Source organism: Ktedonobacter sp. SOSP1-85 (genome assembly GCF_016587415.1).
GTDB lineage: Bacteria > Chloroflexota > Ktedonobacteria > Ktedonobacterales > Ktedonobacteraceae > Ktedonobacter.
Genome location: NZ_BNJI01000003.1, coordinates 1,350,930 through 1,363,233 on the forward strand (window position 1 = coordinate 1,350,930; position 12,304 = coordinate 1,363,233).

10 protein-coding genes and 1 pseudogene are annotated in these 12,304 nt (G+C 53.4%); 5 read left to right on the top strand and 6 right to left on the bottom strand.

Annotated features, from left to right (window positions below):
- Window positions 1–70: 70 nt before the first annotated feature.
- From KTE_RS43965 to KTE_RS43975, 3 genes are all read right to left on the bottom strand, one after another.
- Window positions 71–802: a hypothetical protein gene (locus KTE_RS43965; RefSeq protein WP_201393434.1), complete on the bottom strand. Its 732-nt coding sequence runs from the start codon at window positions 800–802 to the stop codon at window positions 71–73.
- Window positions 803–849: 47 nt separating this feature from the next.
- Window positions 850–1,716, bottom strand: coding sequence for a hypothetical protein (locus tag KTE_RS43970; RefSeq protein ID WP_201393436.1), 867 nt, complete (start codon window positions 1,714–1,716; stop codon window positions 850–852).
- Window positions 1,717–2,224: 508 nt separating this feature from the next.
- Window positions 2,225–2,509 carry an RNA polymerase sigma factor gene (locus tag KTE_RS43975; protein WP_236600999.1) on the bottom strand — a complete coding sequence of 95 codons (285 nt, stop codon included), beginning with the start codon at window positions 2,507–2,509 and terminating at the stop codon, window positions 2,225–2,227.
- 774 nt (window positions 2,510–3,283) lie between these two features.
- On the opposite strand from KTE_RS43975, the gene KTE_RS43985 reads away from it, so the two are divergent.
- A complete protein-coding gene (locus tag KTE_RS43985; RefSeq protein WP_201393442.1) occupies window positions 3,284–4,555 on the top strand; it encodes a chitinase in 1,272 nt (423 codons plus the stop codon).
- Window positions 4,556–4,612: 57 nt separating this feature from the next.
- Here the strand turns inward: KTE_RS43985 and KTE_RS43990 are convergent, their stop codons facing one another.
- The 3 genes from KTE_RS43990 to KTE_RS44000 all read right to left on the bottom strand — a co-directional run bounded on the left by KTE_RS43990 (window position 4,613) and on the right by KTE_RS44000 (window position 6,068).
- A complete protein-coding gene (locus tag KTE_RS43990) occupies window positions 4,613–4,765 on the bottom strand; it encodes a hypothetical protein (protein WP_201393444.1) in 153 nt (50 codons plus the stop codon).
- Window positions 4,766–4,844: 79 nt separating this feature from the next.
- On the bottom strand, window positions 4,845–5,405 hold the full coding sequence (locus KTE_RS43995; protein ID WP_201393446.1) for a dihydrofolate reductase family protein: 561 nt from the start codon (window positions 5,403–5,405) through the stop codon (window positions 4,845–4,847).
- Between the two features lie 204 nt (window positions 5,406–5,609).
- Window positions 5,610–6,068 carry a hypothetical protein gene (locus tag KTE_RS44000; RefSeq protein ID WP_201393448.1) on the bottom strand — a complete coding sequence of 153 codons (459 nt, stop codon included), beginning with the start codon at window positions 6,066–6,068 and terminating at the stop codon, window positions 5,610–5,612.
- Between the two features lie 146 nt (window positions 6,069–6,214).
- On the opposite strand from KTE_RS44000, the gene KTE_RS44005 reads away from it, so the two are divergent.
- From KTE_RS44005 to KTE_RS44020, 4 genes and pseudogenes are all read left to right on the top strand, one after another.
- Window positions 6,215–7,147 carry a GNAT family N-acetyltransferase gene (locus KTE_RS44005; protein WP_201393450.1) on the top strand — a complete coding sequence of 311 codons (933 nt, stop codon included), beginning with the start codon at window positions 6,215–6,217 and terminating at the stop codon, window positions 7,145–7,147.
- 471 nt (window positions 7,148–7,618) lie between these two features.
- Window positions 7,619–8,842: an RNA-guided endonuclease IscB gene (iscB, locus tag KTE_RS44010; RefSeq protein WP_374226876.1), complete on the top strand. Its 1,224-nt coding sequence runs from the start codon at window positions 7,619–7,621 to the stop codon at window positions 8,840–8,842.
- 139 nt (window positions 8,843–8,981) lie between these two features.
- A pseudogene (locus KTE_RS50345) lies at window positions 8,982–9,059 on the top strand (IS200/IS605 family transposase); the annotation flags it as partial.
- A gap of 263 nt (window positions 9,060–9,322) precedes the next feature.
- Window positions 9,323–12,286 carry an AAA family ATPase gene (locus KTE_RS44020; RefSeq protein ID WP_201393452.1) on the top strand — a complete coding sequence of 988 codons (2,964 nt, stop codon included), beginning with the start codon at window positions 9,323–9,325 and terminating at the stop codon, window positions 12,284–12,286.
- Window positions 12,287–12,304 lie beyond the last annotated feature (18 nt).

The following is a 12,304-nucleotide window of genomic DNA, read 5'->3' on the forward strand; positions in this document are numbered from 1 at the left end:
TTGAACAGGAATGCTTTGCAGCCCTGTCGACAACCCGTTCTTCCGCCTCAGCTGATGGACATGCATGCTTTTACCATGATAGAGTCCCTTCGTTTCCAAGCTTTGGTGGAGTAACGATCAGCTTCTCCCTAGATCTCTCCCGTATTGGTACCTGATAACGTCGCAGCAGCAGGAGCACGCCTATCACTATCGGGAGCAGGTAATGGACAAATGGGGGCATATCACCAAGGAACGCAAAAAGCGCTCCCCCGGCAAGTGTATATACCATGATGACCCACCCCAACCAGTGAGGAAGGATGCGTGTCGAGACAATCGCCATTCCATACATGAACGCGGCAAAAAAGGTCAGCGCCGTGTATACCTGAAAGATGGCAGTGTCCCAGAGGCTCAATTGCAGGTAGAGCGCCGGGATGACATGCGTTTTGACGGTTTCCTGAGCCGCCCAATACTCTATGCTCCGCCTGAAGGTCATATCCATGAGAATGAATCCCGTAGCGAGCGCTAGCGCAATCAAGCCCGATGACGAGAACGTCCGATTGCCTGCCTCTCGCAAGATCGATGTGAGGCGCGCGAACCCTAGTAACGTCACCACAACGGCAATGCAAAACAGGAGCAGACCCCATTGCCAGCTAGACCATCGATGAAAGACAGCCATCAATGCTTCTCGCAAGGGCAAGTCATACATGTAGGTTCCCTTCTCATCGGTGGGGGAGAGCCCTGCGGCCGTCAAAAACAAGATGCAACCGAGAATGAGCGTTATCCCTGTGAAACGGCGTTCAGTCCAAAATGTGCGGCCAAACATAGTATCCTCTCTTCCAAGAAGTTAATCATGGATCTCTCATCTCTTCCTTACTGTACGACGATCGTCAGATTCATCCCTGGATGTAGCGTGCAGTAGATGTGATAGATTCCTGCCGCCGGAAATGGTCCAATCGTCTTTGATTCACTCGTGATGTTGACATTGTGAAGCGCTGGAGCGCCTGACTCTCCTTGTGGATGGGCAGAACCACTTGCATCCCACGCTCCGTTTTGCAAAATATGGTCCACTGAACTATCATTGACAACCAGCAAACTCTTCCCTTTGGGAACCAGAACAATATTTTGTGCAAAGGTCGTCGCCGTCATATGAACGACTGGCTGCCCATCCGGACTGGAACTCTCTATACTGGTCTGGGGAACGATGGTAACAAGCACTGAGAGCAGTATCATGCCGACGACGAGACCTGCAAATCCACTCAATGAGACGGTAGTAAAGCGTGGAAGGCGAGGTTCAGCCCCTTGCTTCCGATACCTGCCTATGATGGCGTAGACACAGGTTCCAAGCGAGACCAATCCAAAGGCGACGACGAGGAGAATGAGACTGAATTCATAGTTGGACTGACCAGGGTGTGTGAAGACATAGAGGTCATGTGGCTGAAAGATCGGGTCGTACAAGGTGAGCAGGGCCACAACTGCGCCCACATAGGGCGCATAGCGCCAACGCGTAGCGAGAACGATAGCGGCAAGCAGGATCAGGGATGCTTCTATGACCATGGGAGGGATAAAGACTTTCGCCACGAGAAGGGCATAAAAAAACACTCCATAAGTCAGGAAGGCATACCCAAGGAATGTGGCGAGTGTGAGCTTGCCAAGCGACCCCCGGACGGGGCGAGCCGGATGGCGAATCTGGTCAGCAAGATCGGATTGTTCTCTCTGTTGCTGTTTGATCTCCTCCATACGTGGTCAAACTCCTTTCTTTGATCATTCACTCCTGAACGGTTGTGACTACTTGTTGATTTCTATCTCTCTCCAGAGTAGCCGATTCGGAGTCCCGTTGAGATGGGAGCAGCGTCCCAAAGGTACCGGGAAAAATTGCCCCAACTCATCCAGGTACAGAGTCCCAAGACGTTTGGGCTCGTGATCTGTGGCACTTGCGCAACCGGTTGTTGCGGGGTGTGCTGCTGCATACCCATTGCTTCTGGCTCAATCAGCAACAACAGGCTCCTTACCTTCAGTTTGAATTGTTAGTCGCTTAGACCAATTTGCACATCGCGTTAGTTAGGCCAGGAATGGGCTTCCGGTCCTTCGAAACCGCATGGCGAACACTACAAGGATAGGAGATGATGCATATGATCAGGAACGGCCAGGTGCAGGGGGGATAGAGGAAATAGCTAGAGCCAAGCTGCGTTCATCACGCAACTGTTCGAGAGAGCCATCTAAACTCAGCAGAAAGGCAGTAAAGGTTCTATTCCTTGGCTTCTTCTCCACGTTTTTGCAACACAGCCACCTGGGCAATCTCCGCACAGCGCATGCCCTCGCCAAAGCGTACCTGCAAGACTTCGCGTTGTATCTCTGGCAGATTTCGCACATGCCTTTGTAGTTGCTGGTATTCCTCCTGGCGCAGAGTTGCCTGTTCAGGCTCACGTTCCTCGCGCTCATAAATACGCTCCTCGACATCAACAAGCGGTACCTGCGGAAAGCGTCGTGAGCGACGATAGTGGTCAACGACCTTGTTACGGGCTATGGCCATAATCAATGGGCGTAACGAACGTTCATCCTGTCGTAAATCTGACCCTTTTTCAGAACAATAGTAAATACCTCCAGCAATATATCTTCCGCATCTTCACGCGAATCTAACTGCCTTAACAAATATGCCAACACAGCCGGAGCGTGCTTCTCGTAAAGATCCATTGGTTGCTCAGGGACCGGGCCGGGTTGTTGTATTGTTTACTCCACTATTCTTGAGATCTCATTAGTATATTCGCAGAAATGGGCAAAACAACGCGCAGTTTTATGAATGTGTGTCTACTTTCGCGCCTACGGCGCTCAAGGTAGGATGTGTGAGCGTGTGGCATTGGCGAATGCCAGTGCCACACGCTCACACATCCTACATACAGGCGAGCTTGCGAGCCGAGGTGGAAGAGAAGATATGCGAGAAAAACTTAAAAATTGGCTTAAAAAATTGGCTTAAAAAATTGGTATATACATATTGACATTAGTATGAGGATTGGGTACACTCATGTATAAGTTCACTTATATTTAGTGTTTTCCTGCTATCCGTGCCATTCAACGTATCATTCACCTTGCTCATTCTTCGGCTGCAAAAAAAGCCTTTTTGTAGTCTGGAGGGCTGCGCCCTAAAACTTGTATGAACGGTAGACCTGTCTACCGGATATGCGTAGGTAAGCTAGTCAGGAAGGTGTGATGGGTTGCATAGCTGGATCAAAGCGCAATTGAGATCGACTGACAGCGGTAATGTTTGCCCGCAAGGATTGCTGGCAATACCTAACGCAAGGAGTGACGCATGTCGAAAAAGAAGCTGTTGCGCCTGGGCGCACTCTCCCTGATTGGATTGTTTCTCTTCTCTCTTCTGATCGCTATCGCCGATAAACCATCCACGGCGAAGGCAGCCTTTAACACAAGCTGGTATAACGCGGCCCCCTATGTCATGCCTCTCGCCAACAATCCTCCCAGCCTGACATCGGTCATGTCGGCGAGCGGGGTCAAGGCCTTTACCCTGGCCTTTATCGTGGCCAACGGTGGCTGTACCCCCGCCTGGGAGACAGATGCCGGGCTGGATAATGTCTCCTCTGATACGCAGATGGCTCCCATTATCAACGCGATTCGCGCGGCTGGCGGGGATGTAGTGGTCTCCTTTGGTGGCTATAATGGCAATAAGCTTGGACAGACCTGTGGCACACCCCAGGCGACCGCCGCCGCGGAGCAGGCCATCATTAACAAGTATAGTCTCCACGCCCTTGATTTCGACCTGGAGGAGCCAGAATACGAGAACGCTACCGCCATCAATAACGAACTGGGCGCAGCCCAGATTCTCCAGGCCAATAATTCCGGCCTCTACGAATCGATCACCATTCCTGGTACCACCAGCGGCACGGGCTACTTTGGTCAGCAACTGCTCAACAACGCGAAGACGCTGGGCTATACCCCCAACAACTACGCGATCATGCCCTTCGATGGCGGTTTTAGCGGTGCAAGCAGCCAGATCAGCGCCTTGCAGAGCTTTAACACGATTCTGATGAATACCTTTGGCTGGAGTAGCGCGACTGCCTACGCACATGAGGGCATCTCATCGATGAATGGTCGGACCGATAGCGCGGAGTACTTCTACCAGTCGGATTTCCAGACCGTGCTCAATTTTGCCGAGAGCAACCACCTGGCGCGTTACACCTTCTGGTCAGTCAACCGGGATCGCCAGTGCAATCCCCCTGATAACAATGGCTCACTCTCAGGTACCTGTAGCAGCGTTCCACAGAGCGATTGGGGCTTTACCAAGATTATTGTGCAGTTCGCGGGGGCGACACCACCTCCACCGACACCCACACCTTCGCCCACGTCAGGCTCCACGCCGACTCCCACGCCTACTACGACTGTGACCCCAACTCCCACGCCCGGCGGATCATGTGCGGGTGTTGCCGCGTGGCAGTTGAATGTCGCCTACGTTGGAGGGAATCGCGTGACCTATAACGGCTCACTCTGGCAGGCCAAATGGTGGACAGAGAATGATGTTCCCGGAGGCGCGGCTGGCGTCTGGACCCTCATCTCATCCTGTAGCTAGTAATAATATAAACGCCACGCTGACGGTGCATCGCCAGCGTGGCGTTTATGATTTGCCTTAGTTCTCTTCGGCGTAGCGTGCCAATGAGGTAACGGTCTCTTGCAATTCTTCTTGCTTGAAGCCCATCGCCTGGGCCAGGCCCTCGGCATCTGGACCTTCAATCTCAATAATATGCGTAATCTGCGTGCCATTGGCCAGCGGGATCAGCACATGGCAACCGATGATGGCTCATTCCGATCCAACAGACCAAAAGCGCCTGAGAAAGAGTGTGGCAGGGCATAAGTTGGGTTTATTTCACCACACGGAATGAGAGATGGGTCGCGCCCGGCGATTCAAGCATTCGTATGCGTTCCAATTGTATAGGTTGAGGGCCGAGATGATCGAAGAGGCGAATGCCCTCACCCAGGAGAACATGGGCAATAGACATATGTAATTCATCGAGCAGGCCTGCCTTCAAAGCTTGTTGGACCGCGCTTGCACCATGAAGGGCAATATTTTTCTCGCCCGCGATCTCCCTGGCTTTCGCAATCGCGCTTTCAATGCCATCAGTGACAAAGTGAAATTGTGTTCTACCTTTTTTCACCGATTCGCGTGCCTGCGACTGCAAGACAATCACTGGCCAGTCGGGAGCCGTACCATCTGGGAAAACCCACCCATTCTCACTATCAATCATATTGAAACTCCTGTGCCCCATGATTACCACGCCGTTCTCATTGAGTGCATCGCCCGCAATCTCATGAAAGTTCTCCCACGCGTTGATAAACCAGGCAAATACCTGTGAGACATCATCATTCTTGTCCGCGATAAATCCATCCAATGATACCGAGAGGCCAAACATGACTTTTCCCATAATACACTCCTATCTTTGTAATTGTTGTTGCAACCTAACAGCAGATAGCTAAAAACATTTTATGCTAAAAGATATAAAAAAACTTCTCTGATTTTGCTCTCTGCTTCCCAACATTCGTGTGCTAAGAGGGGGTTCATTAGGAGGTAAGAGTGTTAGTTACGCACGCGTCTACCTATGCGTAAGCGCGTGCGTAAGCTTATTGCTTTATGCGCACTTGAGGGCGACCTCGGAGGAGGCGCTCTCGGGAACTTGATGCCAGTCAGTGCTGTCCTGGTAGCTGCCGAAGGCGACGCTTCTAAAGGTCAGAGTCTGGCCCTGCGAGCAGGCGACAGAGGCGGCTGCGCTCAAACTCTTGGCATACGAGGGACCCGAGGTATTGCTCTCACTGAGCTTGTACCAGGAGCCGCCTACGTTGACTTCGAGGCGTGAATTGACCTGGAGCGAGGTGACTGCGCGTGCGCATTGGATACTGCTCGCGGACATGACCTGCTGAGTCTGTCCCAGTGCTGGTGCGCGTGCACTTACCTGGCAGATGGCTGGTGAAACCTGGAGATGATGAGGACTGAGGTTGTGAGCCTGCACAGCCCGGGTGGTTCCCAGCGCCAGGGCCATGCTCACTATAAGCAGAACGAGGGCCTTGTGCCAGGAAAGCATACGAAGCATGTTGATACCTCCTTCTCAATGCGTTTTAATATCTAGCAGTTATTGTGAGGAAGGCGCGAAGGCAATCCATGAGTTTGCCATACCTTCCAACATCACAACGCATTGAGAAGGTGCCATGTGACACCTCTCTACGAAAGAGAAGATGTATGCTTATTCGACCAGAACAGGTCTCCGACTACGCAGATATTGGCGCCTTGCATGCGCGTGCCTTTGCCAATCGTTCATTAGAGGCCGTGATTGTTATGTTGCTACGCCAGCGCCGCGCATTTGACCCGGAGCTCTCGCTTGTGGCAGAGGAAAATGGGCAAATCGTTGGTCATGTCCTATTCTCTCCCTACCAGATGCGCTTGCTCGGTCAAACATTGCCTATCGTTAATCTCGCACCACTGGCTGTTGACCCTGTTTATCAGAGGCGAGGCGTTGGGGGACAGCTTATCATCAAGGGACATGCCATCGCTGCCACCAGGGGATACGCCCTAAGCATCCTTCTTGGACATAGCAGCTACTACCCTCGCTTTGGCTATCGTACACACGCCTTTGGCTCTTCACAACTTGCTATCTCCATTAGGAACCTTCCCAGGGAGAAGCTTGATGCTCGTGCTCCGACAAGCGAAGATTTAGCGGCTCTCAATGCTCTATGGCTTCATGAGGAGGGTGCCGTAGATATGGCTCTTGAGCCAGGCTTGGATTTGCTTGACTGGCTTAGTCCTGATCCAGAGATACATGCTACGGTCTATACGCGCCACCACGAGGTGGTAGGTTACACACGAACACATGTGAGAGAACCCAATAAACCACGCGTTTTTCTCGCGCGTGATCATCAGGCAGCCAGGGCCATTGTTGCCACCATGGTTCTGGGGGTGGAGACAGCGGCTCCTGATGTAGAGTGTATCCTGCCTCTACATCCAGCTTCAGCTTCAGTCGGTGCATTTGGTCAGGCCATATGCTCATCCTGGGAGGCCGCCATGGCATGTTCGCTGAGTCAGAGCAGTCTACTAGATGAGTATCTCGCCCTTGTTGCGAGTGGCCAGCGTGTTCCTGGACGTGTAACCTGGCCTGCTGCCTTTGATCTGGAGTAAAGCCGTTACTTAGCCGATGGAACGTGTTTCAATCCATGGATGAAAAGGTTTGATTTGAGTTCAAGTTCAAGTTGGATATCGCGTTTTCGTTTTATATGATGGATTATTGACACGTTTGAGGCTAATTCTTGCTTCCATGGAGTGAACTACCCCTGAGCTGAAGACTCAGGGGCTTCGCAAGAAGCCTGAGTTCACCAGACTCCTCATCAGAAATGGTGAGACCGTTTGAAAGGTCATGACACCTGCGGTTGACGCATCAGACCGCTGCTCTGTCGCCTGGATTTAAGTAGGGCTGAGGAAAGGCCCGGTGATCCAGGCCTAACAAGCCTTTTGAACCTTGTCGAGATGAGGACGGATTCTCTGCATGGTCACAGTGCAGAGATACGCATCACCCGGCGCTTGCCGGAGCATTTTTCCGAAAGGAATCGTCTGAAGAGAGTCTATGTCGTATCACCAGATAGGGCGCCGCTTATGCCTTGTTCTGCTGCGATTGCCCGTTTGTTACTCAAAGAGGGAAAGGCCAAAGTTGTCCGCAGAATCCCTTTTACGATCAAGTTGTCCGCACAGCCAGAGCGTACCTACACACAACCCTTGACCTTGGGAGTGGATACCGGGAGTGCGGTGATTGGTTCGGCTGTCGCGAGTGAACAGGGCAGCATCTTGTATCTTTCTGAAGTAGAAGTGCGCAATGATATTGCCACGACGATGAAAGCACGAGCTACCCATCGTCGAGATCGCCGCAACCGAAAGACACGCTATCGGCCTGCACGCTGGTTGAATCGGAGGAATTCCATCAAGATCGGGCGATTCTCCCCAACCATGAGAAGCAAGATCGACGCCCATCTGCGAGAAATCCGCTTTGCGCAATCTTTGTTGCCAATCACGTCCATGGTGCTGGAAACAGGAACCTTTGACCCACATGCGCTCAAAAACCCGGAGGTGCTGCGAAAGAAGTGGCTGTATCAAAAAGGGATGAACTACGGGTATGCGAATACCAAAGCCTATGTGCTGACACGAGATGGCTACACCTGTCAACACTGCCGGGGGAAATCAAAGGATCAACGACTCGAAGTGCATCACATCATCTTTCGTAGCCAACACGGAAGCGATGAGGAAAGCAATCTCTTGACGCTCTGCAAGACCTGTCATGAAGCCCTTCACGCGGGAATGATGACGCTCAAGCGCACCGGCAAGAAAAAAGGGAATCTGCTGCATGCCACCCAGATGAACAGCATCCGCATGCAATTGCTGAAACGCGTTGAGGCGGAAGAAACGTGGGGCTTCGTGACGAAAGAACATCGATTGCTTGCGGGACTTCCCAAAGAACATGTCTTTGATGCCGCCATGATTGCCACACGCGGAAAGAAGCCTGTTTTTCAGATACAAACGGTGCTTGTCAAGAAATGCATTCCAGATGGAGAGTATCAGCAAACCAAAGGAAAGCGAAGCGAGCAACGGATCACAACAGGGAAAATCCAGGGCTTTCGCAAATTCGACAAAGTGCGCTACCAGGGTCAGGAATACTTTATCAAAGGCCGTATGTCTACTGGTTATGCTCTTTTGATGATGATAGACGGGAAAAAGGTCGATTTGAAACCAATTCCCAAGTTTGAGAAGATGAAGAGAGTGAGTGCGCGCTCCTCATGGATGACCTGTCAAAAAATCCTACCAAGTTCCCAGGGCAATCGCATCTAATTTGGGGAATTGGCTCTACAAGCCATGCCCTAACAAGCCCATTTTTAAATCTCTGCTGTATAGATGCTCTCTACAGGCCGCTTGAAAATTTAGATGCGATTGCCCTGACCAAGTTCCTTCTCCTCTACCAACTTTTTGGAGTGGTGGGTATTTTTGCTGCACTATCGGGAATGCAAGCCAAGAGACTATTCGCCAGTCTATTGAAAGTCAGGGATAGGAGTAAGATACGGCGTTCATCCACGAGGCTGAAGACCTCGTGGTTTTCTCGCCGCACCGCGTATAAATAGGTGCCGTCAACGGGTCGCCTATTTATTCCATGGAGGTGTCCTGGCCAAAACCTACAGGGTACCCAAATCTCCCAGCAAGTAGCAGTTTGCGTAAATATGTAGTATCTTCCATTGCCAGAATGCGACGCATGTGCCGCATATAAAGACTGTAAAGTACCTAGTCCCCTACTTTACAGCAGGCAGGGAGAGAGCCATGAACAAGCAAATGAGTGGCGCGGACGCGACCTTTCTACGAACGCGCCAGAGTCCCCTCGTGGGCCGTGATACCGAACTGAAGATCCTGTATGAGCGTCTTGACGAGGTAGAGCGGTCTATAAGCCAGGGATATCAGCCGCGAACGCCATTGCCCTTCGATACACAGAAGAGCCCGCAGTGCCTCTTCCTAATGGGTGTCTCGGGTATTGGCAAGACGCGCCTGGCAGAGGAACTGGCTCGCCAGGCCATACGCCGGGGCTGGCAGGTCATTTGGGGACGTGCCTACCAGCAGGAGCGCGATATTCCCTATCATATCTGGACGGAGGCTTTGCGCAAGGCCATCGCAGAGTCACCCTTCCTCCAGGATATTATCACTTCAAGCTTTACCACCACATCCACAGCAGAGGGCGAGCAGGACCAGGTATGCCTCAGCTGGCAGCCTCTATTGAAGCTCCTTCCTGACCTTGCCACTCTGGCGCCAGAGGCCTTGCTCGATCCCTCACATCTCTCGCCCGAGCAAGAGCAGTTGCGCCTGCACGAGGCCGTACGCGATCTCCTCTGCGTTGTCAGTGCCGCCTCTCCTCTCCTGATTGTGCTCGATGATGTGCAGTGGGCCGATGCCAGCAGTCATGATCTGTTGGGCTACCTGGCACGGCACGCGACGGGCCGGCCCCTCCTCTTCGCCATTACCTGCCGCGATACCGAGCTACCCCTTCAGCCACCTCATCCCCTACGCCTGCTTATGGCACATATGTTGCGCGAGCGTTCGGGGCGCATTCTCCAGGTTACTCCCTTGAGCGAGAACGAGATTGGTTCGCTAGTCTCGCATTTGCCCACTGAGCGCGTGTTGCGTATCCAGGCCCAGGTCGCTGGCAATCCCTTCTTCGCCGAGGAACTCGCGCTCTCGACCCTGCCTACTCTGCCCACCACGATTACCGCTGCGCTTGAGCATCATATTCAGAAGTTAAGCTCCGCCTGTCAGCAACTCTTGCGTGGGGCCGCCGTGCTTGGTGGCTCGTTTACCTTTCCCACTATCTACGCCATGGAGGCAGAGGTGCGGCCTATGGCGGAAGATGAGGTCCTTGAGCTGTTGGAGGAGGCTCTGGGCGCGGGTGTGCTCAGCGAGGAGGAGCAGGGGCATGAGACCCTTTATCACTTCTGGCATCCTCTGCTCGCCAGTTATCTCTATGAGCATACCTCCGCCATGCGCCGTGCTCGCCTGCACCAGCGAGCCGCCCAGGCTCTGCAAGAGGTTTATACCGGGCGCGAGGATGAAGTGGCCGCGCTGATTACGCATCACTTGCTGCAGGGCGACGCACCTGCAAGTGAGGTTAGCCGTTATGCCCAGCGAGCCGCGGAGCGAGCCTATGCTCTTTCGGCCTATGCCGAGGCCGCGAAATACTATCAACTCACGCTGGAGCATTTCACTCACACCTCTCAGGATCACACACACCATGCCTATCTGCTTGAATGCCTGGGCGAGTGTGTGCGCTTCCAGGGCAAGTACCAGCAGGCCCGCGCCTTCTATGAGCAGGCCCTGGACGAGCGCGAAAAGCTCGCATCTGCTGATAATCTCTTGACTGAAGAGGCGCTGATTCAGGCTCTGCTCTGGTGTGAGATCGGCGTTACCTGGTACGACCAGGAGGAGACTGTGAAGGCACGTCAGTGCTACCAGCGCGGCGAGGCCTTGCTTGAGGCGGCTAATGTCACCACGGGCGGCGCCTGGGCCAATCTGCGCCTGGAGCAGAGCTACTCCTATTGGCGCGAGGGGAACTATACCGAGGCGCGCCACCGTGTTCTGGAGGCATTGAAATTCTTCGATAAGGACGGCACCAACGCGAATAGCCATCTGCCAACCTGGTGCTCCAGGCGGGCCAGTCAGGCCTTGCTTGGTAATTCTGTCAATCTTGGGCGCATCTATACGCTCCTGGGTATGATTGAAGGAACATCCGGTCGCATCAGCGAAAGCCTGCGTTACCAGTACCAGGCCCTGCCGCTCTTTGAGCAGCATGGACAGGTACGCGAACTCGCGATCCTCCTCTGCAATATGGGCGATGCACACCTCCGGCGCGCCGAGTTTTCCCAGGCGTATACCGTGCTCAGGCGCTCACTCAAGCTAACGGAGCGTGTTGGCGATGGCACGCTGTTCTCCTTCTTGCATGGCAATCTCGGTATTCTTGCTGCTCGACTCGGAGACTTAAATGAGGCGCGAGATACCTTGAGCAGAAGTATTGTGCTTGCCGAGCAGACCGACGATAACTCAGCCATAAGCCAGATGCGTGTCTACCTTGCTAATGTCTTGCAAGCTCAGGGCGAGTTTCAGGAGGCTAGTACACATCTCTGTCGTGCCTTCGTCATTAGCCGCAAGGCGCGCCTGACGCCCTACATGGCTATGATATTGCGAGCCCTTGGTGACCTACGCCTGACCCAGGCCCTGGCGATCCCCAACGATACGCACCAGCGAACCAGGCTGCTCAGGCAGGCAGCCTCATCATTGACACGGGTCCTGGCCCTGGCTGGTATCGAGCATGAGACACGGGGCGAGGCGCGCCTGCTCCTGGCGGAGGTTTTCCTCCTGCTCAACCGCTATCCCGAGGCTCAGGAGCAGGCAAAGCTTGCACTGACCGATAGCGAACTATATGAGCTAACCTGGCTGCGTGGCCATACCCAGCGCCTCTACGGCCATATGGATGCCTATCAACAGCGGACTAGCGCCGCCTCCGCCTGTTATGAGCAGGCGATCCAGACCTTCCAGCAGCAAGGGATGCGCCTGGAGGCGGGCCGAACTCTGTTCAGCCACGCTAAGCTGCTCTTACAGGTGCCTGATACGAAGAGTCAGCAGCGCAGTTTGCAGGATCTGCAAACCGCGCTGCGTATCTTTCAGGAGTGCTCTGCCTCCTTCGATGCCCACCGCGCCAACCTCCTGCTTGAAAATCAGCAATTGCTACCTCCCTCTTTGTGAAGCAGGGTTTCGCGAAGA

What these genes read in the sequence shown, in the direction of transcription:
- KTE_RS44000 (WP_201393448.1), bottom strand. Translation starts at nt 6,068, where the DNA reads ATGCTTCGTATGCTTTCCTGGCACAAGGCCCTCGTTCTGCTTATAGTG.
- KTE_RS43975 (WP_236600999.1), bottom strand. Translation starts at nt 2,509, where the DNA reads ATGGCCATAGCCCGTAACAAGGTCGTTGACCACTATCGTCGCTCACGA.
- KTE_RS43985 (WP_201393442.1), top strand. Translation starts at nt 3,284, where the DNA reads ATGTCGAAAAAGAAGCTGTTGCGCCTGGGCGCACTCTCCCTGATTGGA.
- KTE_RS43965 (WP_201393434.1), bottom strand. Translation starts at nt 802, where the DNA reads ATGTTTGGCCGCACATTTTGGACTGAACGCCGTTTCACAGGGATAACG.
- KTE_RS44005 (WP_201393450.1), top strand. Translation starts at nt 6,215, where the DNA reads ATGCTTATTCGACCAGAACAGGTCTCCGACTACGCAGATATTGGCGCC.
- KTE_RS43995 (WP_201393446.1), bottom strand. Translation starts at nt 5,405, where the DNA reads ATGGGAAAAGTCATGTTTGGCCTCTCGGTATCATTGGATGGATTTATC.
- KTE_RS44020 (WP_201393452.1), top strand. Translation starts at nt 9,323, where the DNA reads ATGAACAAGCAAATGAGTGGCGCGGACGCGACCTTTCTACGAACGCGC.
- KTE_RS43970 (WP_201393436.1), bottom strand. Translation starts at nt 1,716, where the DNA reads ATGGAGGAGATCAAACAGCAACAGAGAGAACAATCCGATCTTGCTGAC.
- iscB (WP_374226876.1), top strand. Translation starts at nt 7,619, where the DNA reads ATGCCTTGTTCTGCTGCGATTGCCCGTTTGTTACTCAAAGAGGGAAAG.